The organism is Rhodoplanes sp. SY1 (assembly GCF_046000175.1).
In the GTDB taxonomy this organism is placed as follows: Bacteria; Pseudomonadota; Alphaproteobacteria; order Rhizobiales; family Xanthobacteraceae; genus Rhodoplanes.
The window spans coordinates 67,354-90,247 of the sequence record NZ_JBEOMB010000059.1; the positions used below are offsets into that span (position 1 = coordinate 67,354).

The 22,894-nt window shown below is 71.2% G+C and carries 21 protein-coding genes; 7 read left to right on the plus strand and 14 right to left on the minus strand.

All coding sequences use genetic code 11. From position 1 onward, the window contains the following. Positions 1 to 85: 85 nt before the first annotated feature. The gene (locus ABTU92_RS16225; RefSeq protein ID WP_408092415.1) at positions 86 to 1,279 is read right to left on the minus strand and encodes a TRAP transporter substrate-binding protein; all 1,194 of its coding nucleotides are present in this window, start codon (positions 1,277 to 1,279) and stop codon (positions 86 to 88) included. Between the two features lie 311 nt (positions 1,280 to 1,590). Between ABTU92_RS16225 and ABTU92_RS16230 the strand changes: the two genes are divergently transcribed. After that, positions 1,591 to 3,336 carry an ABC transporter ATP-binding protein/permease gene (locus tag ABTU92_RS16230; protein WP_408092417.1) on the plus strand — a complete coding sequence of 582 codons (1,746 nt, stop codon included), beginning with the start codon at positions 1,591 to 1,593 and terminating at the stop codon, positions 3,334 to 3,336. A 147-nt stretch (positions 3,337 to 3,483) separates the two neighbouring features. Here ABTU92_RS16230 and groL read toward each other — a convergent pair whose 3' ends face one another. From groL to ABTU92_RS16250, 4 genes are all read right to left on the minus strand, one after another. Then, positions 3,484 to 5,121, minus strand: coding sequence for a chaperonin GroEL (gene groL, locus ABTU92_RS16235; RefSeq protein ID WP_408092419.1), 1,638 nt, complete (start codon positions 5,119 to 5,121; stop codon positions 3,484 to 3,486). Positions 5,122 to 5,216: 95 nt separating this feature from the next. Continuing rightward, positions 5,217 to 5,513: a co-chaperone GroES gene (gene groES / locus ABTU92_RS16240; protein WP_111357443.1), complete on the minus strand. Its 297-nt coding sequence runs from the start codon at positions 5,511 to 5,513 to the stop codon at positions 5,217 to 5,219. A 297-nt stretch (positions 5,514 to 5,810) separates the two neighbouring features. Further along, positions 5,811 to 5,939, minus strand: coding sequence for a hypothetical protein (locus tag ABTU92_RS16245; RefSeq protein WP_408092421.1), 129 nt, complete (start codon positions 5,937 to 5,939; stop codon positions 5,811 to 5,813). Between the two features lie 220 nt (positions 5,940 to 6,159). After that, positions 6,160 to 6,858: a peptidoglycan-binding domain-containing protein gene (locus ABTU92_RS16250; RefSeq protein ID WP_408092423.1), complete on the minus strand. Its 699-nt coding sequence runs from the start codon at positions 6,856 to 6,858 to the stop codon at positions 6,160 to 6,162. Between the two features lie 391 nt (positions 6,859 to 7,249). Here ABTU92_RS16250 and ABTU92_RS16255 point away from each other — a divergent pair, with 391 nt between their 5' ends. Continuing rightward, positions 7,250 to 7,801 (plus strand): hypothetical protein, encoded by a 552-nt coding sequence (locus ABTU92_RS16255; RefSeq protein WP_408092425.1) that lies wholly within the window; start codon positions 7,250 to 7,252, stop codon positions 7,799 to 7,801. Positions 7,802 to 7,831: 30 nt separating this feature from the next. Then, entirely contained in the window at positions 7,832 to 8,266 is a 435-nt protein-coding gene (locus ABTU92_RS16260) for a GNAT family N-acetyltransferase (RefSeq protein WP_408092427.1), read from the plus strand. Positions 8,267 to 8,656: 390 nt separating this feature from the next. Here the strand turns inward: ABTU92_RS16260 and ABTU92_RS16265 are convergent, their stop codons facing one another. Together ABTU92_RS16265 and ABTU92_RS16270 are read right to left on the minus strand one after the other, a co-directional pair. Then, entirely contained in the window at positions 8,657 to 9,646 is a 990-nt protein-coding gene (locus ABTU92_RS16265) for a tripartite tricarboxylate transporter substrate binding protein (RefSeq protein WP_408092519.1), read from the minus strand. Positions 9,647 to 9,960: 314 nt separating this feature from the next. After that, the gene (locus ABTU92_RS16270) at positions 9,961 to 10,632 is read right to left on the minus strand and encodes a chemotaxis protein (RefSeq protein ID WP_408092429.1); all 672 of its coding nucleotides are present in this window, start codon (positions 10,630 to 10,632) and stop codon (positions 9,961 to 9,963) included. 468 nt (positions 10,633 to 11,100) lie between these two features. Between ABTU92_RS16270 and ABTU92_RS16275 the strand changes: the two genes are divergently transcribed. Then, on the plus strand, positions 11,101 to 11,844 hold the full coding sequence (locus ABTU92_RS16275; RefSeq protein WP_408092431.1) for a L,D-transpeptidase: 744 nt from the start codon (positions 11,101 to 11,103) through the stop codon (positions 11,842 to 11,844). 315 nt (positions 11,845 to 12,159) lie between these two features. Then, positions 12,160 to 14,565, plus strand: coding sequence for a hypothetical protein (locus ABTU92_RS16280; RefSeq protein WP_408092433.1), 2,406 nt, complete (start codon positions 12,160 to 12,162; stop codon positions 14,563 to 14,565). Between the two features lie 34 nt (positions 14,566 to 14,599). On the opposite strand, the gene ABTU92_RS16285 is transcribed toward ABTU92_RS16280, so the two are convergent. The 3 genes from ABTU92_RS16285 to ABTU92_RS16295 all read right to left on the minus strand — a co-directional run bounded on the left by ABTU92_RS16285 (position 14,600) and on the right by ABTU92_RS16295 (position 17,736). Continuing rightward, complete coding sequence (locus ABTU92_RS16285; protein WP_408092435.1) at positions 14,600 to 15,472, minus strand: DUF2076 domain-containing protein; 873 nt, start codon at positions 15,470 to 15,472, stop codon at positions 14,600 to 14,602. A 288-nt stretch (positions 15,473 to 15,760) separates the two neighbouring features. Continuing rightward, positions 15,761 to 16,600 (minus strand): ChbG/HpnK family deacetylase, encoded by an 840-nt coding sequence (locus ABTU92_RS16290; protein ID WP_408092437.1) that lies wholly within the window; start codon positions 16,598 to 16,600, stop codon positions 15,761 to 15,763. Further along, on the minus strand, positions 16,597 to 17,736 hold the full coding sequence (locus ABTU92_RS16295) for a glycosyltransferase family 2 protein (protein ID WP_408092439.1): 1,140 nt from the start codon (positions 17,734 to 17,736) through the stop codon (positions 16,597 to 16,599). Before ABTU92_RS16295 ends, ABTU92_RS16290 begins: the two co-directional genes overlap by 4 nt. Positions 17,737 to 17,965: 229 nt before the next feature. Here ABTU92_RS16295 and ABTU92_RS16300 point away from each other — a divergent pair, with 229 nt between their 5' ends. Next, a complete protein-coding gene (locus tag ABTU92_RS16300) occupies positions 17,966 to 18,511 on the plus strand; it encodes a GtrA family protein (RefSeq protein WP_408092441.1) in 546 nt (181 codons plus the stop codon). 9 nt (positions 18,512 to 18,520) lie between these two features. Here the strand turns inward: ABTU92_RS16300 and ABTU92_RS16305 are convergent, their stop codons facing one another. From ABTU92_RS16305 to ABTU92_RS16320, 4 genes are read right to left on the minus strand one after another with little or no spacing between them, the layout of a single operon-like run. Beyond that, positions 18,521 to 19,027, minus strand: coding sequence for a GNAT family N-acetyltransferase (locus ABTU92_RS16305; RefSeq protein WP_408092443.1), 507 nt, complete (start codon positions 19,025 to 19,027; stop codon positions 18,521 to 18,523). Continuing rightward, positions 19,024 to 19,311 (minus strand): DUF1778 domain-containing protein, encoded by a 288-nt coding sequence (locus tag ABTU92_RS16310; RefSeq protein ID WP_408092445.1) that lies wholly within the window; start codon positions 19,309 to 19,311, stop codon positions 19,024 to 19,026. Before ABTU92_RS16310 ends, ABTU92_RS16305 begins: the two co-directional genes overlap by 4 nt. Before the next feature lie 50 nt (positions 19,312 to 19,361). After that, positions 19,362 to 20,330 (minus strand): ATP phosphoribosyltransferase, encoded by a 969-nt coding sequence (hisG, locus tag ABTU92_RS16315; RefSeq protein ID WP_408092447.1) that lies wholly within the window; start codon positions 20,328 to 20,330, stop codon positions 19,362 to 19,364. After that, positions 20,327 to 21,523 (minus strand): ATP phosphoribosyltransferase regulatory subunit, encoded by a 1,197-nt coding sequence (locus tag ABTU92_RS16320; protein WP_408092449.1) that lies wholly within the window; start codon positions 21,521 to 21,523, stop codon positions 20,327 to 20,329. Before ABTU92_RS16320 ends, hisG begins: the two co-directional genes overlap by 4 nt. Positions 21,524 to 22,002: 479 nt before the next feature. Between ABTU92_RS16320 and ABTU92_RS16325 the strand changes: the two genes are divergently transcribed. Then, positions 22,003 to 22,818, plus strand: a complete 816-nt coding sequence (locus tag ABTU92_RS16325; RefSeq protein WP_408092451.1) for an enoyl-CoA hydratase — start codon at positions 22,003 to 22,005, stop codon at positions 22,816 to 22,818. The last annotated feature ends 76 nt before the right edge of the window (positions 22,819 to 22,894 follow it).

The following is a 22,894-nucleotide window of genomic DNA, read 5'->3' on the forward strand; positions in this document are numbered from 1 at the left end:
TCTCGGCGGCACCGCAGCGATCCTCCGACGAACGAGGACCGCTCCGGCGCGAGACCGCCGCCGCGCGGCGGCGGGGATCAGGCGATCAGGTCGGCTGCTTGGCGACCCCGGAGGCGCCGAAATAGTGGTCGAACGCCATCTTGCGGCTCACCACCGTGTCGTTCTCCCATTGCGTGGCGCGCTGGGCGAACTGCCGCTGCGACTCGAGGATCTCCTTGAAGATCGGGTTCTCGCCGGCCTTCTTCTTGACGACCTCGTCGTAGACCTCGAGCTGCTTCTTCAGCACGGCGTCCGGCGTCTTGTAGAAGCGGACCTTGTCCTTCTGCTGCATCTCGACATAGTCCTTGGAGTAGCGGTCGATCGCCTTCCAGGACATGTCGGCCGAGGCGGCCTCGACCGCGTTGGCGATCAGGGCCCGCATCTTCTCGGGCAGCGCCTCGTACTTGGTCTTGTTGAACAGCACCTCGAACTGCTCGGCGTTCTGGTGGTAGCTCTGCAGCATGCAGACCTTGGACACGTCCGGGAAGCCGAGCACCCGGTCCGAGGAGGCGTTGTTGAACTCGGCCGCGTCCAGGAGGCCGCGGTCCATGGCCGAGACGATCTCGCCGCCGGGCAGCGCGTTGACGGCCATGCCGAGGCCCTGGAACACGTCGATCGAGATGCCGACGGTGCGGAACTTCAGGCCCTTCATGTCGTCGACCTTGGCGACCGGCTTCTTGAACCAGCCGAGCGGCTGGGTCGGCATCGGGCCGTAGGGGAACGACACCACGTTGGCGCCGATCGAGTCGTAGAGCTTGGCGAGCAGCTCCTTGCCGCCGCCGTACTTGTGCCAGGCGAGCAGCATGTTGGCGTCCATGCCGAAGCCCGGGCCGGAGCCCCACAGGGCGAGCGCGGTCTGCTTGCCGTAGTGATAGACCATCACGCCGTGGCCGCCGTCGAGCGTGCCCTTCGACACCGCCTCGAGCAGGCCGAAGGCCGGCACCACGGCGCCCGCCGGCAGCACCTCGATCTTCAGGTCGCCACCGGTCATGTCGTTGACCTTCTTGGCGAAGTCGAGGGCGTATTCGTGGAATATGTCCTTCGAGGGCCACGTGCTCTGCCAGCGCATGGTGATCGGGCCGCTCGACTGGGCGACGGCCGGGGCCGCGACCGTGGCGGCGGCGCCGGCGGCGCCGGCGGTCAGCAGGAACTTGCGCCGCGTCGCGGCTTTCGCGGTGGTCGCCTCGACGTGGTCGGGCGACGTGCGGACGGACGGGTGGCGGGAATCCGGGCGGGACATGACTGCGTTTCCTCCAAAAAGTCGTTGGCGAACAGCCTCGTTCTCGGGCCGTCCTTGTCAGGTGTTCTTGGAGCGTGGACCGCTCGTGCTCCGACATGCGGGTGCTGCCGGTTGGGCGGCAGTGTGGCCGGTTCCCGTCGCAACCTCAAGGGCGAAGGTATCGAACTTTAGGCGAAATCCCGGATCCCGATCGTACTGTCGGACCGGCCGCCGGGGCGACCGCGGGGACGTGAAAACGCCCGGTTTCGCCGCGATTGAGGCGGCCGTTCGCCGCCGGTCCCGCCGGCGCGCCGCCGCCACTGGAGCGCCTCGTGTCCCGCCTGACCTCGTCCCTCGCCGTCGTGTGGCGCCTCGCCGCACCTTACTTCCGCTCCGAGGACCGCTGGGCGGGCCGCGGCCTGCTCGCCGCCGTCGTCGCCATCGAGCTCGCCATCGTCGCCATCACGGTGATGATCAACCAATGGAACAACCGCTTCTACAACGCCCTGCAGGAGCGCAGCTGGGACACCTTCGTGTCCGAGCTCCTGTTCTTCTGTGCGCTGGCGGCCGCCTTCATCGTGCTCGCCGTCTATCAGCTCTATCTGAACCAGTGGCTGCAGATCCGCTGGCGGCGCTGGATGACGAGCCGCTATCTGTCGCACTGGCTCGCCGACGCCAACCACTACCGCATGCAGCTCCTCGGCGACTCGGCCGACAATCCGGACCAGCGCATCGCCGAGGACATCAACCAGTTCATCGATCGCGGCCTCACCATCGGGCTCGGGCTCCTCAACGCGGTCGTCACGCTGGTGTCGTTCGTCGCCATCCTGTGGGGCCTGTCGGCGCGGGCACCGCTTCATCTCGGCGGCAGCACGTGGGACATCCCGGGCTATCTGGTCTGGGCCGCCCTCCTGTGGGCGGTCGTCGGCACCACGCTCACCCATCTGATCGGCCGGCCGCTGATCCCGCTGAACTTCCGCCAGCAGCGCTACGAGGCCGATTTCCGCTTCAGCCTGGTGCGGGTGCGCGAGAACGGCGAGCAGATCGCGCTGCTCGGCGGCGAGAGCGCCGAGAAGGCCCGGCTGCTCGATCGCTTCGGCGCCCTGATGGGCAACTGGTTCGCCATCATGACGCGGCAGAAGAAGCTCACCTTCTTCACGGCCGGCTACGGCCAGATCTCGACCGTGTTCCCGTTCGTCGTCGTGTCGCCGGCCTATTTCGCCGGCGTCGTCAATCTCGGCGGGCTGATGCAGACGGCCTCGGCCTTCGGCAGCGTGCAGACGGCGCTGTCCTTCTTCATCACGTCCTACCGGTCGATCGCCGAATGGAAGGCGGTGGTCGACCGGCTCGACGGCTTCGACGCCGCGATCGCGGCGGGCCGAGCCGCGACCCGGACGCCGGAGACGATCGCGGTGACGCCGCGCCCGGAGGCCGGCGGCATCGCGACCGCGGCGCTCGACGTGCGGCTGCCGAACGGGCGGCCGTTGGTGACGGCCGCCGACCTCGATCTGCCGGCCGGGGCGCGCGTGCTGGTCAATGGCCCGTCGGGCTCGGGCAAGTCGACCCTGTTCCGGGCGCTCGCCGGCATCTGGCCGTTCGGCGACGGCGACATCGCGGTGCCGGACGGCAAGACCGTGATGGTCCTGCCGCAGAAGCCGTATCTGCCGGTCGGCCCGCTCGCCGCCGCGGTCGCGTACCCGGCCGAGCCGGAGCGGTTCGCGCGGGAGCGGGTCGCCGAGGTCCTCGTAGCGGTCGGGCTCGGCGGGCTGGTGCCGCGGCTCGACGAGGACGCCCATTGGGCCCGCATGCTGTCGCTCGGCGAGCAGCAGCGTCTCGCCATCGCCCGCGCCATCCTGCACGCGCCCGACTATCTGTTCCTCGACGAGGCGACGGCGTCGCTCGACGAGCCGTCGGAGGCGGCCCTCTATCGGCTGTTGCGCGAAAGACTGCCCGGCACGGCGCTGGTGTCGATCGGCCACCGCTCGACGCTCGACGCCCTGCACGACCGCCGCCTGGTGCTGGAGCGCGACGGCGACGGCCACACGATTCGCGAGCGGGATCTGGCGCCGGCGCAGTGAGGCGGCGGTAGTAACAACTGCGTTCGCGGGGCTCGAAGGCCTCGCCCGCTCCGATGAAGAGCGGCGATGAAAGGCGATGAAAAAAGGGCCGCCTTTCGGCGGCCCTTCGTCGTCTGGTGATCAGGTCTGCCGATCAGGAGCGGCCGATCAGAAGTCCATGCCGCCCATGCCGCCGCCGTGCGGCATCGCCGGGGCCGGCTTGTCCTTCGGCAGCTCGGCGACCATCGCCTCGGTGGTGACCAGCAGGCCGGCGATCGAGGCGGCGTCCTGGAGCGCGGTGCGCACCACCTTGGCCGGATCGATGATGCCGGCCTCGACGAGGTCGACATACTTCTCGGTCTGCGCGTCGAAGCCGAACGTCTCCGACTTGTTCTCGAGGATCTTGCCGACCACGATCGAGCCCTCGACGCCGGCGTTCTCGACGATCTGCCGGATCGGCGCCTCGAGCGCCTTCAGCACGATGTTGATGCCGGCCTGGACGTCGGCATTGTCGTTCTTGATCTTGCCGACCGAGGCCTTGGCGCGCAGCAGCGCGACGCCGCCGCCCGGGACGATGCCTTCCTCGACGGCCGCGCGGGTCGCGTTGAGGGCGTCCTCGACGCGGTCCTTCTTCTCCTTCACCTCGATCTCGGTGGCGCCACCGACGCGGATCACCGCGACGCCGCCGGCGAGCTTCGCCAGACGCTCCTGGAGCTTCTCACGGTCGTAGTCCGAGGTGGTCTCCTCGACCTGCGCCTTGATCTGACCGACGCGCGCCTCGATGTCGGCCTTCTTGCCGGCGCCGTCGACGATCGTGGTCTTCTCCTTCTCGATCAGGACCTTCTTGGCCCGGCCGAGCATCTGCACCGTGACGTTCTCGAGCTTGATGCCGAGGTCTTCGGAGATCACCTGGCCGCCGGTGAGGATCGCGATGTCCTCGAGCATCGCCTTGCGGCGATCACCGAAGCCCGGCGCCTTCACGGCCGCGACCTTGAGGCCGCCGCGCAGCTTGTTGACGACGAGCGTGGCCAGCGCCTCGCCCTCGACGTCCTCGGCGATGATGACGAGCGGCTTGCCCGACTGCACCACGGCCTCGAGCACCGGCAGCATGGCCTGCAGGCCCGACAGCTTCTTCTCGTGCAGGAGGATGTAGGCGTCCTCGAGGTCGGCCGTCATCTTCTCGGCATTGGTGATGAAGTACGGCGAGAGGTAGCCGCGGTCGAACTGCATGCCCTCGACGACCTCGAGCTCGGTCTCGAGCGCCTTGGCCTCCTCGACCGTGATGACGCCCTCGTTGCCGACCTTCTGCATGGCGCCGGCGATCATCTCGCCCACGCCCTTGTCGCCGTTGGCCGAGATGGTGCCGACCTGCGCGACCTCGGCCGACGAGCCGACCTTCTTGGCGCGCTTCTCGATGTCCTTCACGACCGCCTGCACGGCGATCTCGATGCCGCGCTTCAGGTCCATCGGGTTCATGCCGGCCGCGACCGACTTGGCACCCTCGCGGACGATCGCCTGGGCGAGCACCGTGGCCGTGGTGGTGCCGTCACCGGCGAGGTCGTTGGTCTTCGAGGCCACTTCGCGCACCATCTGGGCGCCCATGTTCTCGAACTTGTCCTCGAGCTCGATCTCCTTCGCCACCGTCACACCGTCCTTGGTGATGCGCGGGGCGCCAAAGCTCTTCTCGATGACGACGTTGCGGCCCTTCGGGCCGAGCGTCACCTTCACGGCGTTGGCGAGCAGGTCGACGCCGCGCAGCATCTTGTCGCGCGCGTCGGTGGAAAAGCGGACGTCCTTGGCAGCCATGTCGATTGCTCCGAATTGGGGTCAGTCGGGGGAACGCCGGGCCGTGGGGGCAGCGCGCTCGCGCGCCCCGCGCGGCCGGCGGGAAGGCGTGGTGATCAGCCGATCACGCCCATGATGTCGGACTCCTTCATGATCAGGAGGTCCTCGCCGTCGAGCTTCACCTCGGTGCCCGACCACTTGCCGAACAGGACGCGGTCGCCGACCTTGAGGTCGAGCGGGACCAGCTTGCCGGCCTCGTCGCGGCCGCCCGGGCCGACGGCGATGATCTCGCCCTGGCTCGGCTTCTCCTTGGCGGTGTCCGGGATGATGATGCCGCCGGCGGTCTTCTCTTCGGCCTCGATGCGCTTCACGACGACGCGATCGTGCAGCGGGCGGAACGTGGTCTTCGCCATGGACTGTCTATCCTCGTCGCCACCTCGGGTGGCTGGGGTTTCGTTGGCAAACTCGGGATTGTCGGCTGGCACTCCGGTGTCGCGAGTGCCAGACCCGGCCCGGAGATAGGGAGGCGGCTCCGGGCTGTCAAGGCGCCGGCCGGAACCAAACCGAGGCCGGGGCGTTGCGGCTGCCGGCGCGGTTAATGCGCCGGGCCGGTCGCGAGACGGCGACCGGCGGGCCCGCGAGGGCGCAGGCGTCGTCTTAGCCGGGCCGCCGCGGGCAGGCAACCCGCGGACGACTTGCCCGCGGATCGGTCACTCGACGATGACCTGATGGGACGAGCGCGCAGGATGGTCCTGCGGCACCAGCGTATCCGGGTCGCTCACCCGCACCGGCTCGGGCAGTGGAAGCGGCTCGATCTCGACGGTCGGCGAAAAACTCAACCCGATCGGGCGAGTGAGAGAACGCCCGCCGCGGGGGGGCGACGCGCACCATCAGACCGGCCCGGAAACCACTGCCCCGGATACGGCCGTGGAAGGCGTTCTTCGGAACGGCCGGGATCGGTGCGACAGGGCGGCCGAGCGAGAAAGAAAAAAGGCCGCGGCGGAGCCGCGGCCTTCGCGCGTCGGGGACCGGCCCCGACGGGGGTGCTCGTCGATCCGGTTACCGGCTGCCGGACCCCGAGCCGCCCGTATCCGATCCGGACATCCCGGAGCCGCCCGTCCCGGAGCCGCTCGCGCCCGAGCCGCTCGCGTCCGAACCGCTCGCGCCCGAGCCGGACGCATCGGACCCGGAGGCGCCGCCGCTCATCCCCGAGCCGCTCTCCCCGGAGGTGCCGCTCTGGCCGCCCTGCGAGGTCGGACCGCCGCCCGTCGACGAGCCGCCCGCCCCGGTGGTGCCCATCGACTGGCCCTGCCCGGCATCGCCGCCGAACTCGGCCATGTCGAGGCCGAGATCCGACAGCGCGCGCCGGTCGAGCTGGTCGTCGGCGGACGCATAGCCCTTGTCGCGCTTGAAGTTCTGCAGCGCCGAGCGGGTGTCCGGCCCCCACACGCCGTCGACCTCGCCGGAGCTGAAGCCCTTGTCGTTCAGCGCCTGCTGGAGGCGGCTGATCTGGTCCTTGCTGAGCCCGTCGACCGAGATCGGCTGCCGCTCGGCGGTCTGCCCGGCGCCGTCCATCGACGACTGCCGGCCGGAATCGTGCGCGCTCCCCTTGTCGCTCGAGCCCGACCCCTTGCCGCTCTGCTGGCCCTGTTGCCATTGGCCGGACGGCTGCTGGCCCTGCTGACCCTGCGAGGGCTGCTGCGCATAGGCCGGCAGCGACAGGGCGAGGACGGTCGTCGCGAGAAGAATGCGTTTCATCGAGGTCTCCCGGAGGTGTTCTGGTTGGGTTCGGTCCCGACACCGGGCCCGGCCGGCGTCATCCGTGCGCGAGGCGCGGAACCGACACCGGGCCAACCGGCGGCGGGCGACATCGTTCTGCTCACCTCGTCGATCTCGGCCGATGTCGCCGGCGACCATCCCGCCGCCGGACCGAGCTTGGTTCTCCGCCACCGGAGCCGGACGCCGATCGGAGCCGACGGCGGTCATCGAAACGCCCATCTCGGGCCGTCATGGTGAGGGCGTTCTTCCGCGAACCCGACGCTCGCGGGCGCGCCGGCACGGCCGGTCGGCGACGGCGGCGGAGGTATGAATCACACTTGCGTCAAGCCCTTCCGCCGATCAGAGTGGGGCATCGATGTCGGAGATCGTCATGCTGGGTTCGTTCCGGGGCGCCGCGCGCGTATTGACGGCCGCCGCCGCGCTGACGTCGCTCGCGGGCTGCGCGAGCACGCTGCCGTCGTTCTCGGGCGGCGGGTCGGCGCCGGAGCCCGGCCCCGCCCCGGTGGCGGCGGCGCCGCCGTCCAGCATCCGGCCGGACGAGATCGTCGGCCGCTGGGGCATCGCCGCCTATCACCGGCCCGAGGACCGCGCCCGTACCGAGGCGGCGGCGCGCGGCCAGTGCAAGCTGCCCTTCGTCATCAATCGCTCCTCGACCGGCGTGTCGATGCTCGGCCACGACAGCCCGCAGGTGCAGGACATGCTGCTCAAGGCGGGACCGGACGGGAAGAGCTATATCGGCCCGAGCCCGGCCGCCCCCGATGCCGACGACCGCGAGGTGGTGTCGTTCGACGGCCGCGTGCTGATCCTCAAATGGGTCGATCCGGAGGTCGCCGGCCGCTACGGCACCATGATCCTGGTGCGCTGCGGCGCCGAGGGCACCACGGCGCGCGCCCCGCGTCCCGCTCCCGCCGCCGCCCGCTGATCCGCCACCCTGCATGACCACGAGGCCCGCATGAATGCCGGGCACCCCAAGCTCCTCTGGTTGCCGCTCGCCCCGTTCGAGCGCGACGGGCTGAAGACCGCGCTCAAGGGCGCCGGCCTGCCGCACGACGACGTCGCGGCGCCCGGACGGTACTTCTGGCGCTTCGAGGAGAACGACGTCCCGGTCGGCTTCGGCGGCATCGAGGTGCACGGCGACGACGGGCTCCTGCGCATCGTCACCCTGCCGATGCTGCGCCATCGCGGTCTCGGCGGCGCCATCGCCGAGGCGCTGGAGGGCGAGACCGTCGCGCTCGGCTGCCGCGCCCTGTGGGTGGCGGCCGGCGGCGAGGCCGCCTTCTTCGCCGAGCGCGGCTACGTGCCGGTGCTGCCCACCGCCGTCCCGGCCGCGATCGCCGAGCGCCTCTCGTCCGGCGCCGACACGCCGATGATGAAGAGGGTGGGATAGGGCGGAGCGAGGTGATGTGACGGGGGTGTTTCGGCGCCCCGGCGCCTCACGACCATCATCGGGCTTGGCTCACCCCCTCTTCGTCGCGTCACGACTGTCGACGGGCTTGGCTCACCCCCTCCCCATCCCTCCCCCACAAGGGGGGAGGGAGCAGGCTGTGGCGGGCCCCGCCCATCTGGTCGCACCACCGAACTGATATCGCTTTCCCGGGGCTCCGTGGCCGCGCCTCCTGCGTTCCCTCCCCCCTTGTGGGGGAGGGACAGGGAGGGGGGTGAGCCACGCACGATCACGTCAGCGATGAGAGCGACCCGCGCAGCCACCAACAGACGACGTGATCAGGTCGGCTTCAACGAAGCAAAGTGATCACGTCCTCTCTTCACTCCTTCGCAGCTACTCCGTCTTGGCGCCGAGGCCGGCGAGCTTGACGATCTTGGCCCACTTCTCGATGTCGGCGCGCAGATAGGCGTCGAACGCCTTCGGGTCCATGTCCATCGGCACGGCGCCCTGGCGGCTCCACGCCTCGCGGATCTCGGGCCTGGCGATCACGGCCCGGATCGCGCCGTTGAGCTGGTCGACGATCGCGGCGGGGGTGCCGGCCGGCGCCATCACGCCGAGCCAGATGGTCGCCTCGTAGCCCGGCACGCCGGCCTCCGCGACGGTCGGCACGTTCGGCATTAGGGCCGAGCGCGTCGTTCCGGTGGTGGCGAGCGCGCGCACCTGGCCGGCCTCGGCGTTGCTGCGCATCGTCGTGATGGCGTCGAACATCATCTGCACATGGCCGCCCATCACGGCGTTGCGGGCCTCGCCCGACGCCTTGTGCGGCACATGCACGATGTCGGTGCCGCTCATCGCCTTGAACAGCTCTCCGGCCATGTGATACGGCGTGCCCGGCCCCGACGAGGCGTAGTTCAGGCCGCCGGGCTTCTGCTTGGCGAGCGCGATGAACTCGGCGAGCGTCTTGGCCGGCACGGCGTTGTTCACCACCATCAGCAGGTCGGACGAGTTGATCGGCGCCACCGCGACGAAGTCCCGCATCAGCTCGAACGGCTTGTTGGGGATCAGCGACTCGTTCGTCGTGTGGGTGTTCGACATCACGAGCAGCGTGTAACCGTCGGCCGGCGACTTCGCGACCATGTCGGTGCCGATGATGGCGCCGGCGCCGGGCCGGTTCTCCACCACGAAGGACTGCTTCGTCGTCTCGGAGAGATGCTGCGCCAGCGCGCGGGCGAACACGTCGGCCGGGCCGCCGGCGCCGAACGGCACGATCATGCGCACCGGCCGTGCCGGATAGTCCTGCGCCGCGGCCGGCCCGCTCGGTGATGCTGCGATTGCGAGAAGAACGGCTCCGGCGAGGCCGGACACCAGCAGACGAGACGACAGCACGCGGAAAGACGGGACGCGAGGCAACAGGACGCGAGGCAACAGGACGCGAGGCAACAGGGCGAGAGCACGCCGGCGAGCGTTCATGGACTTCCTCCCGTGTGATGGATCGTTGTGACGGCCGATCCTTTCATCCACGGGTACCACGAACGCGCCCGGCCGGCGAGGCGTCCGCGTGCTAAGGGATCACAGGAGATCGCAGGGGATCACGGGAGATCGCAGGCGACGAGGCGCCGGGCCACTCCGCCAGGCGGTCGCCGGGTCGCACAGGCTCGGTCGCACAGGCTCGGTCGAACCGGCCCGGTCGAGCCGGCTCAGTCGAACAGCGCGTCGATGTCGTTCTGGGAGACGTGGCCCGCGTCGCCCTCGAGCTTGGGGCCGTTGAGGAGCTTGTCCTCCTCCGAGACCTCGGGCGCCGCCACCTCGGGCACGTATTCGCCGAAGGACTCGATGCCGCCCCAGATCTCTTCCATGCGGCGGATGTGCTCCTCGATGAACTTGAGGGCTGCCACCACCTTGCTGATCCGCTGGCCGGTGAGATCCTGGAAATTGCAGGACTCGAAGATGCGGATCACGCAGTCCTGGATTTCACGCGCCGTCGCCTTCTGGGTCTCGTCGGTGAGCGCATTGGCGAGCGTGTCGGCGCGGCTGTCGATGTCCTCGACGGCGCCCAGGATCGCCTCGGTGGCCCGCTCGGTGTCGTCGACGACGGCGTCGAGCTCGTTCGCCACCCGCGACATCTCGTGGCCGTTGAAGCCGGTGACGTGGATGGTCGCCAGCTCGCGCTTGGTCTCGACGATCGCGTCGCTGATCACGTCGAGCTCGGCCTTGAGCTTGTGGAACTCGTTGAACTGCGCCTGGAACTTCTCGAGCGTCTGCTGCGCCTCGGTGGCGCGGCCCTCGATCAGGGCGCGCACGCCGCGGATCTCGGTGATCACCTCGAGGTGGCGCAACGCGGCGTCCGCGTCGTTCGCCGAGGCGGGCATGACGACCTCGTCCGCCGATCCGATGAGACCTAACGCGATCTCTTCGACGGGGCGGACCTGCTCGATGCGAAAGAGTTTGCGCGTTTGCATGGAGGCTTCGGTAATTCGAGGCGTTCTTTACCGTTCTACCGGACCATTCTTTAACGACCGGTTCACGCGACGGATGTGCACGTTTCCGGTGAGTTCTCGGCCCTGGTGTCGTCGTGGCGCAGCGCCGCGCGGCCCGCGCCCGAAGCGCGGTTACGATGTATTTACCACGTTTCGGCGCGCTTCATGTTTCATTAACCACGAAAATTCCGTGTTTACGGTTCCGACACCATAGTCGTTCGAATTCCATCGATCATACCGTTACAGTAAATCGGGGCCGGCTCGTTTTTACGACTTGGTCGCCATTTCGGGCTTTTACTCGAAATGCACCACGACTTGGTGTCCGAACCGTTCATCGCGTAACGAGTGCAGAGCCCCGTCATGTCCCGCGTTCTTCTTTGCCTCCTGGCCGCGACCGCGCTGTCGGGACCGCCGGCCCTCGCCCAGACCTACGTGTCGGGCCCTCACACCGTCTCCGGACGCGTCTACATGGTGCCGCAGACCGCCCAGCAGGCGCCGGTGCGGCGCGGCGGCCTCGGCGGCGGCTTCATCGAGGCGATCTTTTCGGGCGGCGACGTCGCCGCGCCGCATGCCCGCGGGGGCCAGGCGCAGGATCCGACCCAGTATGGCGGCGGACGTTACGCCGGCATCGACCCGAGCGAGTTCAGCCGCACCGCCGTCGATCCGCGCTTCCGGCCGCAGGTGGTCGCCTATGACGGCGACGAGGCGCCCGGCACGATCGTGGTCGATACCCGGAATTTCTATCTGTACCTCGTCCAGGGCAACGGCCGGGCGATGCGCTACGGCGTCGGCGTCGGCCGTCCGGGCTTCACCTGGGCCGGCGCCCACACCATCACGGGCAAGAAGGAATGGCCGGACTGGCGGCCGCCCGAGGAGATGCTGCGCCGGCAGCCGGGTCTGCCGAGCTTCATGCCCGGCGGCCCGGAGAACCCGCTCGGCGCCCGCGCCCTCTATCTCGGCGACACGCTCTATCGCATCCACGGCTCCAACGAGCCCTGGACGATCGGCACCCAGGTGTCGTCCGGCTGCATCCGCATGCGCAACGAGGACGTCATGGACCTCTACGAGCGGGTGAAGGTCGGCAGCAAGGTCGTCGTCCTCTGAAGTTCCGTGCGACCGGCGAAGGGCAGCCCCCCGACGCCGCGACGTGAAGTGAAAGCTCTTCCGTGCCGTCCGCCGGACGGCACTCACCCCGGAGGGACTGCCCGCACCGTCACGATCATCCGTCCACCCTGTTGATTTACTGGCGCGGGGCGCGTCCGATTCGACATTGCGCGAATCGGGCGCGTTCCTGCGTCCGGCGGGGCGCGGCAGCGACATACCGACGCCGAAGTCATGGCCCTACGGTCGCGCCCGAGCCGAGGCGGCGGTTGCGTCGCAGCGGGCGCCGCGTCGTCGAAGTCACCGGGGGAGGGGATCGTGGGACAGGCTGTCCACCCGAAGTACCGTGCGTTCCTGGTGCATGCGCCGGCCGACGAGGCCTGGGGCAAGGCGATCGAGGGCGGCCTGTCGGACCTGCGGGTGCCGTGGGCGCTGGTCGGCCGCGACACGCCGCACGGTCCGGTGCCGAAGACCATCGGCCCGCTCGTGCGATTCTCGGCGCCGCCGCCGGCCGTCGGCCCCGTTGCACCCGCCGCATCGGCGCCGGATGCCGCCCCGGTCACGCCGGTCGTCGGTCCCGCGCCCGCGACGACCCCGACGACGGCGGACGCGAAGCCGGCCGAAACGACGCCGGCCGAAACGACGCCTGCCGATGCATCGGTGGGCGCCCCCGTCACCCCCGCCGGGCCGGCGTCACCGGCCCCCCCGACACCCCCGGCATCTGCCGCCGCCACCGCCGCGAACTTGGCGGCCCCGACGGTTCTGCCGGACGAGATGGTCGCGGCCCTGATCGACGCGCGCTTCCTCGTCGTGCTGTGCTCGCCGGCCGCCGCGGCCGACGCCGGCGTGAACGAGGCGGTGCGGCGCTTCAAGGGACTCGGCCGCGGCGACCGGGTCATTGCCGTGCTGGTCGGCGGCGTTCTGGAGACCGACATCCGTGATCTCGCCCCGCCGGCGCTGCGCCGCCGGCTGACGGTCGACGGCGCGATCGGCGACGAGGACGAGACCGCGATGGCGCCGCTGGTGATCGATGCCCGGATCGGCGCGGCGCCGCGCGCCGAGGTGATCGCCCGGCTCGCCGCGGCGCTGCTCTCGCTGTCGTTCGAGGAGTATCGCGGGCCGGCCGAGCGGGCGATGCGCGGCCGCCGGCGGCGGCGCCGCTGGCTCGCGACCGCGGCCGTGCTGGCGCTCGTCGTCGGGGCCGGCGTGGCGACCTGGAAGGTCGTGCTGCCGAACGATCCGGCGCTGCTCGACGCGACGCTTTCGACCGGCACGGCCGCGAGCGTGCGGATGATCGACGCGGCCGACCGCCTCGGTGTCCCGCCGCGCGTCGTGGCGTCCTTCGCCGAGTCGGCCGAGAGGGTTCTGGGCGACCTCGCCGCCAAAAGCGAAGAGCCGCGTGAAAAACTGCGCCGGGCCGTGATGCTGCTCGCCTTCGAGCAGCGGCTCGCGGCGCTCGGCCTCGCCGATCCGGCGCGCCGCCGCACCGCGTCGGCCGAGGCGCTGCTCGACGGCCTCGTCTTCCCGGCCGGCATGGACGTGCCGGTGCAGCGCGAGATCGTCGCCGCCTCGCTCGACGCCGCCCGGCTGCGTCTCGCCGAAGGCGACGCCGATCGCGCCCTGACGAACGCGCGGGCCGGCGTCGCCGCCGCCGAGCGGCTCGCCGGCGCCGATCCGGCGAGCGCCGAGCGGCAGCGCGATCTGTCGCGCGCCACGACGGCGCTCGGGGATGCGCTGCTCGCCAAGGGCCTCGTCGACGACGCGCTGAAGAGCTTCCGGGCCGCCCATGCGATCCGCGAGACGCTGCTGGCGCTCGATCCGACGAGCCCGGCGGCGCGGCGCGATCTGTCGCTCGCCTACGAGCGCATCGCCGACGTGCTGCTCGCCCGCGGCGCTCCGGACGAGGCGCTGAAGGGGTTTCGCACGGCGCTGTCGCTACGGCTGTCCGCCGTCGATCCGGGCGACGGGCCCGACTGGCAGCAGAGCCTCGCCGTCCTCTACAACAAGATCGGCGACGTCCAGCTCGCCCAGGGCGCGGCCGAGGACGCGCTCGGGAGCTACCGGGCCGGCCTCGCCCTGCAGCTCGCGGTCGCCGATCGGGCGGACGCCGCGGCGCGGCGCGGCTTGTCGGTCTCCTACGAGCGCATCGGCGACGTGCTCAGGAGCCAGCGCGCCTTCGACGACGCGCTCGCCGCCTATCGGGCCAGCCTGGTGCTGCGTGAGAAGCTCGCCGGCGAGGATCCGCGCGGCTCGCGCTGGCCGCGCGACCTGCCGGTGTCGCAGGAGCGCATCGGCGACGTGCTGCTGGCCAAGGGGATGCCCGATCAGGCGCTCGCCGCCTACCGCACCGCGCTGGCGGCGCGCGAGCGGCTCGCCGCCGACCAGCCCGGCCCTGCGGCGCGCCGCGACGTCGTGGTGGCGCAGAGCAAGATCGGCGACGCGCTGGCCGCGGCCGGGAAGGCGTCGGAGGCGGTGGCGAGCTGGCGGGCGGCGTTGGCCGGCACCGAGGCGCTCGTCGCGGCCGAGCCCGGCAACGCGGCGGCACGCTGGGAGCTCGCCGTGCTGCAATGGAGACTCGCCAGCGCCGGCGATCAGCCGGTCGAGCGGTTCCGCGCCGTGGTGGCGACGCTGCGCGAGCAGGCGGCGCAGCGGAAGCTGTCCGCCGATCAGGCCAAGTGGCTCCCGCTCGCCGAGCGGGAGCTCGTCAAGGTGCAGGGCCGGTGACGGCCGGCCGGCGCGGCCGTCGTCACGGTCTGCGTCAGGCGAAGTCGGAGTCGTCGCCGCCGAAATCGCCCGAGCCGACATCGTAGCCGTCGTCGGCCTCGTCCCAGCCGCTCGGGTCTTCGAAGGCACCCGCCTGCCGGGTGGCGCCGCCGTCGCCACCGCCGCGGCCGCCGATGTCGCCGAGACCGGCGTCGCGCGACAGGTCGCCACCCGACGCGCCACTGCCGCCCCAGGGCGAGCCGCCGCCGCTGCCGCTGTCGAGCGCCGCCTGGCTGCCGCCCGCCGCGCCGCCGCCCGCGGCGTGGCCCATGCCGCGCAGGCTGTCCATCAGGAGCGAGCCGCCGATGACGCCGGCCGCGGCCGCGGCCGCGGTGCCGAGGAACGAGCCGCCGCGCCCGCCGAACGCGCCGGCCTGCGGCGGGGCGCCCTGATTGCCGAAGCCCTGATTGCCGAAGCCCGGCCCGCCAAACTGGCCCTGTCCGAAGCCGCCCGGCGCGCCCATCGGCGCGCCGCCGCCCATCGGCGCGCCCCCTGCACCGGCGCCCCAGCGCGGATCGCCGCCGGGCTCGCCGGCGCGGACCGACGGCACCGAGCCGCGGCCCTGGCCGGGCCCGCCCTGCGGGCTGCCGCCGCCGAACACGGCGCTGCGCAGATTGTCGAGAAATCCGCCCTGCTGCTGCGGCGGGGGCGGAGCGAGCTCCGCCTCCAGCGCGTCGATGCGGGCCTGGGCCTGGCGCAGCGCCTCGTCCTGGAGGAGCGTCGTCTGCACGAGCGCATAGAGCGCGTTCGGGGCGCGGGCGAGGCCCTCGCGGATGGCGCGCTCGGCGTCGGCGTCGCGCGGCTCCCGCTCGAGGGTGGCGAGACGCTCGAACAGGTCGGCGACGAGCTTCTGTTCCTGCGGAGTCATCGTGGTCTCCTGATGGGCCGTCCCGGCCGGGCCGGCGATGGCGCGCCCGGCGGCGGTCGACCGACCGCGCGGCGCGCGCCCCCTATATGGGGGGTCGTCTCGGCGGCGGAATGGTGATGGGGGAGGGGCCGTGGCAGCCTGCCGCACCCCCCTCCGCCGGTCGTTCCGGGCGCGATCGCGGCAGCGACTGCGACCCGGACTCCAGCCACATCCACCGGCCTCGGGGCTGGAGTCCGGGTTCGCGGCTTTGCCGCGCCCCGGAATGACGGAGATCGACGATCAGCGGCTTCAGGACAGCGTGAATCCGGCCGCCGCCAGCACCTTCGGAAAAGCGTCGCCGCCCAGATAGGCGTACTCGGCCGCGCGCAGGCCGGTGAGCGGGTCGAGGCGCTTCAGCTCGCCGTCGACGCGGCCCGGGTGGCACATCACCACGCTGCCGTCCGGGAGATCCTTCAGGAAGGCCGGAAACAGGGCGGCGTAGTCGACCTCCGGCTTGAACGTGTAGGTGCCGGCGAAGGCCGGGTTGGTCGTCACGCCGCGATCCGCCGCGAGGCGCCGGAAGGCGCCGCTCATCCGGTCGAGCAGCAGGCTCTTGGGATCGCCGAGCCGCTTCAGCGTCGCCGTCACCTGGCCGCATTGGCGCACCCAGGCGCCCGGCGCGGTTCGCGGCACGACGTCGAGCAGCGCCTCGCGCACGCCCGGCAGCAGATGGACGTGCTGGTGCCCGTCGACATAATCGGGCGGCCGGCCGAAGGCGCGCATGAAGGCCTCGAGCTGCGCCGTGATCTCGCGCGTCACGCCGTCGCGATCGAACGGCGTCACGAACGAGGCGGCGAGCAGCTTGCCGACCGGCAGGAAGCTGCCGTCGCGCGCCAGCGGCGCGTAGCCGAAGGTGAGCGGCTTGAACGGCGCCGTCAGGGTGAGGTGGAGTCCGATCTGGGCGCGGCCTTCCGCCACGTCGGCGAGCCGCTTCGCCTCGGCCGGCGAGAAGGTCGGCGGCAGCACCATCACGCTCGTCGCGTTGAGGCGACCGCGGCCGATCAGGTCGAGGATGGCGTCGTCGACGCCGGGGGCGAGGCCGAAATCGTCGGCGCACAGGATCAGGCGGCGCTGCGGGGCGGCGGTCACGCGGAGTGCTCCCGATGGTCGGCCGTCGAAGCAGCGGCCGGCGTCGCGGTCGCGGCGTCCTGATCAGCGCGCTTCACGCTGTGCTCGGCGACGAAGTAGACGGGGCGGCCCTTGGTCTCGGACAGGATCTTGGCGATGTACTCGCCCATCACGCCGATCATTACGAGCTGCACGCCGCCCAGCACCATCAGGCCGACGACCAGCGACGGATAGCCGGGCACGTCGGTGCCGAACACCAGCACCTCGACCAGGATGTAGATGCCGAACAGCAGCGCCGTCGCGGCGAGCAGCAGGCCGAGCAGGCTGGCGATGCGCAGGGGCGCCACCGAGAACGCCGTGAGGCCCTCGATCGACAGGCCGAGCAGCGCGCCGAAGTTCCAGCTCGACGCGCCGTGCTCGCGCGCCGCCGGCTCGTAGTCGATGCGCAGCTGGCGGAAGCCGATCCAGCTCGCCAGCCCCTTGAAGAAGCGGTTGCGCTCCGGGAGCTGCCTCAGCGCCGCCGCGGCGCGCGGCGACAGCAGACGGAAGTCGCCGGCGTCCGCGGGGATCTTGTGCCGGGAGCCCCAGTTGATCAGCGTGTAGAAGGCGCGGCCGAACGAGCGGCGCAGAACCGACTCCGTCTTGCGGTGCGCCTTGGCCGTGTAGATCACGTCGAAGCCGTCGTCGATCCAGTGCCCGGCGAGGCGCTCGACCATGGCGGGCGGGTGCTGGCCGTCCGAATCCATGAACAGCACGGCGCCGCGGCGGGCGTGCTCGAGCCCGGCGAGCAGCGCCGCCTCCTTGCCGAAGTTGCGCGACAGCGCGATCACCTGCACGTCGATGCCGTCGGCCGGCAGCGCGGAGGCGACGGCGAGCGAGCGGTCGCGGCTGCCGTCGTCGACATAGACGACCTCGCAGGCGAGGCCCCAGCGCGCCTTCAGGGCGCGGGCGACGCCGACGAGGCGCGTGTGCAGGGCGGCGAGCCCGCCCGCCTCGTTGTAGACCGGCATGACGATCGACAGGCCGGCGGCGGCGCGCTCCGCCGCGTCGGTCGACCGGAGCGCGGTGGTGTCGGAGGGGATGGCGTCGAGGCTGCCGCCGCCCGCGTCCTGCCGCAATGCCGGCTCACCCGGGGTCATCGGCCCGTCATTGTCCATGGGATGGTGTCGGCGCTGGGTTCGGGTTGCTGTTTTCGGGGTTGCGTCGGCGCGCCTTATAGACGATGCGACCGGTGCTGTCGCGCGGCCGTCGCCGATCGAGCCTGCCGGCCCGGTGCGGCGAAGGCGTGGCGTCGCGTGAATCGGTGTCGCGTGCATCGATGCCGCGTGTATCGACACGGCCGACGGCGCGGCGCCGGCAGGCGTGCAGGGAACGGGCGGAGAGACGATGGACACGAGCCGGATCGAAGCCCTGTTTCCACGGGCCGTTCCCGGGGTGCGCCGGCGCGCCGGCATGCTCCGCAAGGCGGCGAGCTTCGCCGTGGTCGGCCTCGTCAACACCGCGGTCGACGCGAGCGTCTTCTTCGTCGCGCTCATGGGGCTGCAATCGGCGGCCGCGAGCGTGCGCGCCTTCGAGACGGCCGCCGGCCTGTGCGGCTGCGGCGACCCCGACGACCTGATGCTGATCGCCGCCAACCTGATGGGCTGGGTGGTCGGCGTCACCGGGTCCTACGTGCTCAACTCCACCTTCACCTTCGCCGAGGAGTCCGGGCGCACGCTGCGGCTGCGCGACTACGGCGCCTTCGCGGCCTCGGGCGTGCTCGGCGCGATCGCCAACACGGCGACGCTGGTGCTGGTCGCCCAGGTCGCGCCGGTGTGGCTCGCCAAGGGCTGCGCCATCCTGGTGAGCTTCGTGGTCAACTTCACGATGTCGCATTTCGTGGTGTTCCGAAAGCGACGCGGCCCGGGGGAGGCTGGCTCGCGGACGCCGTGAGTCGGACGCTCAGGCCGGCCCCGCCGTCGCGCGAATGTCCTTGATCAGCAGGAACAGGTGGCGCGGATCGGTCGGCGACGGCACGAAGCCGAAGTGACCGTAGAACGCGGCGGCCCGCTCGTCCTTGGCATGCACGGCGAGGGCCCGCACGCCGGCGATGTCGGCGACCTGGAGCGTTCGGCCGAGCGCGTCGAGGAGCAGGCCGGCGCCGATCTTGCGGTTCTGCCAATCGAGGTGAACGGCGAGGCGAGCCAGGACGAGAAGCGGGATCGGGTGTCGCGGCATGCCTTTCGCGATGCGCTCCGGCGCTTCGTCGTGGCGCACCTCGCCGACCACGAGCGTGTAGAAGCCGACCACGGCGTCGCCGGCGAGCGCCACATAGGTCCGCGACGCGTTCGCCTGCTGGGCCTGCAGGGCGTGGCGGACGAGAAAGCGATCGAGGTCCGGCTGTCCGCAAGCAAAACCGTCGACGGAATGGCTCCGCCGCAACGACTCGATGCGGAGCGGCTCCGTCACGGTTTGGGATCGAAGACCGACGGCTCTCTGAACAGGCGTTCGAGACGGGGGTGCCGGCGTGGCGGCGCGTCGAGGGCGGCGACGAGCGCCTCCCAGCGGACCGTGTCGACGTGAAAGACGGTCCTGTCGGGGAGCCGCGCTTCGGCTTCCCGCAGCGCCGTTTCGAGCACGAAGTCGCCGAGCGATTTTCGGGCCGCCGTCGCCGCAGCCTGCAGGGTCTGCTTGGCCGACTCGCTCAGCCGCAGGTCGAGCGTCTCGGTGCGTTCGTGTCGCGCTTCAACCATGCAACGAAGGTGGTCTCCGCGTCGCCCCCTGTCAACCCATCGCCCCCGCCCTACAGCGCCGCCTCGAGCCGGTCGAACAGCGGGTTTTCGCAGGCGAAGACGTAGTCGAGCGGGCCGACCACGACGCTCGCCGCGCCGTGGGCGCGCAGGAAGGTGGCCAGCGCATGGACCTGGTCGGGCGGGCAGTGCAGCGTCAGCATGCCGGACGAGGTCGGGCCGCCGAACGGCGTCTCGACGCCGAACTTCGCCCGCGCCTCGCTCAGCAGGGTCTCGTCGCAGGCGGGAAAGCGGGTGCGCATCTCGCGGAAGCTCGCGGCGCGATCGGTGGCGGCGATGCGGTCGAGCATCACGCGGGCGATCTCGCGCGCCGCCGGCGTCCAGTCGGCGCGCCGCGCCGCGACGAGGTTCGCCTGCGAGCGCAGCATGATGCCGTCCTCGACGATCTTCAGCGCGTTGGCGGCGAGCGTCGTGCCCGTGGTGGTGATGTCGACGATCAGCTCGGCCGTGCCGGCCGCCGGCGCTCCTTCGGTCGCGCCGGCGCTCTCGACGATGCGGTAGTCGATGATGCCGTGCTGGGCGAAGAAGGCGCGCGTCAGGTTCACGTACTTGGTCGCGACCCGCATGCGGCGATCGTTCTCCAGCCGGAACGCGGTCGCGACGTCGTCGAGATCGGCCATGCTGCGCACGTCGATCCAGGCCTGCGGCACCGCCACCACCACGGTCGCGTAGCCGAAGCCGAGCCCGTGCAGCAGCACGACCTTGTCGTCCGCGTGCGGGATCGACTCGCGGATCAGATCCTCGCCCGTGATGCCGAAATGCACGGCGCCCTGGCTGAGCTGCTGGGCGATCTCGGACGCCGAGAGGAACGCCACCTCGATCTCGGGCAGGCCGGCGACCGTGCCGCGATACTCGCGGGCGCCGCGCGGCTTCACGAGCTTCAGCCCGGCGCGGGCGAAATAGCTCTCGGCGTTCTCCTGCAGCCGGCCCTTGGCCGGCACGGCGATGACGAAGGCGCTCATCGCGCAACTCCCGAACCGGATTGCGGCGACGCCGCGCCGAGCGCGACCAGCCGCTCGATCCACACCGAGAAGCCGACCGCCGGGATCGCGTCGGCATGCCCGGATGCGTCGGCGCCGCCGCCGAGGCGTGCGAAAAGGCCGTCGTAGCGGCCGCCGGCGACGAGCTGGCCCTCGACGCGGCCGTGCGGGTCGTGCAGCTCGAAGACGACACCCGTGTAGTAGTCGAGGCCGCGGCCGAACGAGGTCGCGAAGCGGATGCGGCCGGTGTCGATGCCCTTTTCCGCGAGCAGCGCGTTGCGCGCCTCGAAGGTATCGAGCACGGCGCCGAGGTCGAGGCCGACGTCGGCCGCGAAGCGGCGCAGCGCCGCGGCCGCAGTCGCCGGGTCGCCCGCGACGGCGAAGAAGTTCTCGATGATCTGTCCGGTCTCGGCCGGCAGCGCCGCGCCGGCACCGAGCTCGGCCTGCTCCAGGAAGCGCGCCGCGATCTCGGCGACCGAGCGGCCGCCGACCGTGGTGATGCCGGCGATCGACAGGAGGTCGGCGACGAGCGCGCGGGCCGCCTTCGGGTCGGCGTTGGACAGCGCCGCGAGCACACCCTGGTACTCGGGCGTCCCGTTGTGGCCCGTGACGGCGAGGCGATGCAGGTCCTCGGCCAGCACGGTCTTGCGGTTGAAGTCCTTGGCGAGCCGGCGGCGCCATACCGGCGCGAGATCGAGCGCCGCGATCAGCGCCGCGAACAGGCCGACGTCGCCCATGCGGATGTCTGGCGCGGTCAGGCCGTAGAGGTCGGTCGCCTCCAGGGCCAGCGCCATCGCCTCGGCGTCGGCCGCGGTCTTGTCGGCGCCGCCGAAGGATTCGATGCCGGCCTGCCAGAATTCGCCGGACGCGCCGGGGCGCTGGCGGAACACCGGCCCGAGATAGCTGAACCGCGCCGGCCGGCCGGCCTGCGGCGAGGCCAGATAGTCGAGCGCCACCGGGATCGTCAGGTCGGGGCGCAGGCACAGGTCGTCGCCGCCGGCGTCCGGGATCAGGTACATGCGGCGACGGATGTCCTCGCCGGACAGCGCCAGGAACGGCTCGGCCGGCTGCAGGACGGCCGGCTCGACGCGGGCGTAGCCGGCGCGGTCGTAGGACGAGACGAGCACGTCGGCGCGGGCATCCTTGCCGACGGCGGTAACGGAAACGGCGGACATGAGCTCCCCGGCACCTTTGAACGGGCCGCCTGTAGCACGTCTCATCCGCCCTTTCGACGGCTTCGGTCGCACGCCGGCCAGTGCCGGGCGTGGAGATCGCCCGCCCGGCTGTGCGCGCTCGCTCGGCCCTGCACGCGCCCGTTCTGGTTGAATTGCTCGACCAGGGCGACGAAACGCGACATAGGTACGGTTACCAAGTATTCGCCGCGCGGATACGCGAGGTCCGCCAAATCGCCGACCCGGTTATGCGCTGCAGCATCTTTTTTGTGCTTTGCGACGCCTCGCGGAACCCTCACGATCACACGATCTTAAGCGAATCGTGATTGCCTGCGATGGTCTGGTGCGTTACCCCTGCTGCAATGCAGCACGTTCGGGCTAGTTCCTCCCTCTTCGCCCCTCGCGCGGCTGCAGAACCCCCGCGACGCGCTTCGACATGGCGCCCGAGCCCCCCCCGGCTCGGTCCAAAAAGGATGTGAACCATGACCTACGAGACCCTGATCGTCGAAACCGTGGGGCGCGTGGGCGTCATCCGGCTGAACCGGCCGAAGGCGCTGAACGCGCTGAACTCGACCCTGGCGGAAGAACTGAGGGCGGCGTTCGCGGCGTTCGACAAGGACGAGGAGATCGGCTGCGTCGTCATCACCGGCACCGAGCGCGCCTTCGCGGCGGGCGCCGACATCAAGGAGATGGCGCCGCGCTCCTTCATCGACAATTTCAGCTCGAACTACATGGCGAACTGGGACAGCCCGGCGCGCTCGCGCAAGCCGACCATCGCGGCGGTCGCCGGCTTCGCGCTCGGCGGCGGGTGCGAGCTGGCCATGCAGTGCGACCTGGTCATCGCGGCCGACAATGCGAAGTTTGGTCAGCCCGAGATCACGCTCGGCATCGTGCCCGGCCTCGGCGGCACCCAGCGCCTGACGCGCGCCGTCGGCAAGGCCAAGGCGATGGATCTGGTGCTGACCGGCCGCATGATGGACGCCGAGGAGGCCGAGCGCTGCGGGCTGGTCTCGCGGGTGGTGCCGCTGGCGGACCTGATGACGGTGGCCATGCAGGCGGCCGAGACGATCGCCGCGATGTCGCTGCCGACCGCGATGACGGCCAAGGAGCTGGTCCAGCGCGCCCACGAGCTGCCGCTCGCCGAGGGCCTGCGCTTCGAGCGCCGCGCCTTCCATGCGCTGTTCGGCACCGACGGCCAGCGCGAGGGCATGGCGGCGTTCCTGGAGAAGCGCAAGCCGCACTTCAACCAGCCGCACCACAAGCCGCCGCGCGACAACATCACCGAGGCGGCCGAGTAGGCGAAGTCGATCGACTTGGTCGTCCCGGGGCGGCGCGCAAGCGCCGAGCCCGGGACCCATACGCCCTGCCTGTCGT

Bases quoted from the DNA above. Each gene is read 5' to 3' on its own strand.
- ABTU92_RS16225 (WP_408092415.1), bottom strand. From the start codon at position 1,279: ATGTCCCGCCCGGATTCCCGCCACCCGTCCGTCCGCACGTCGCCCGAC.
- groL (WP_408092419.1), bottom strand. From the start codon at position 5,121: ATGGCTGCCAAGGACGTCCGCTTTTCCACCGACGCGCGCGACAAGATG.
- groES (WP_111357443.1), bottom strand. From the start codon at position 5,513: ATGGCGAAGACCACGTTCCGCCCGCTGCACGATCGCGTCGTCGTGAAG.
- ABTU92_RS16250 (WP_408092423.1), bottom strand. From the start codon at position 6,858: ATGAAACGCATTCTTCTCGCGACGACCGTCCTCGCCCTGTCGCTGCCG.
- ABTU92_RS16255 (WP_408092425.1), top strand. From the start codon at position 7,250: ATGCTGGGTTCGTTCCGGGGCGCCGCGCGCGTATTGACGGCCGCCGCC.
- ABTU92_RS16260 (WP_408092427.1), top strand. From the start codon at position 7,832: ATGAATGCCGGGCACCCCAAGCTCCTCTGGTTGCCGCTCGCCCCGTTC.
- ABTU92_RS16270 (WP_408092429.1), bottom strand. From the start codon at position 10,632: ATGCCCGCCTCGGCGAACGACGCGGACGCCGCGTTGCGCCACCTCGAG.
- ABTU92_RS16275 (WP_408092431.1), top strand. From the start codon at position 11,101: ATGTCCCGCGTTCTTCTTTGCCTCCTGGCCGCGACCGCGCTGTCGGGA.
- ABTU92_RS16285 (WP_408092435.1), bottom strand. From the start codon at position 15,472: ATGACTCCGCAGGAACAGAAGCTCGTCGCCGACCTGTTCGAGCGTCTC.
- ABTU92_RS16295 (WP_408092439.1), bottom strand. From the start codon at position 17,736: ATGGACAATGACGGGCCGATGACCCCGGGTGAGCCGGCATTGCGGCAG.
- ABTU92_RS16300 (WP_408092441.1), top strand. From the start codon at position 17,966: ATGGACACGAGCCGGATCGAAGCCCTGTTTCCACGGGCCGTTCCCGGG.
- ABTU92_RS16310 (WP_408092445.1), bottom strand. From the start codon at position 19,311: ATGGTTGAAGCGCGACACGAACGCACCGAGACGCTCGACCTGCGGCTG.
- hisG (WP_408092447.1), bottom strand. From the start codon at position 20,330: ATGAGCGCCTTCGTCATCGCCGTGCCGGCCAAGGGCCGGCTGCAGGAG.
- ABTU92_RS16320 (WP_408092449.1), bottom strand. From the start codon at position 21,523: ATGTCCGCCGTTTCCGTTACCGCCGTCGGCAAGGATGCCCGCGCCGAC.
- ABTU92_RS16325 (WP_408092451.1), top strand. From the start codon at position 22,003: ATGACCTACGAGACCCTGATCGTCGAAACCGTGGGGCGCGTGGGCGTC.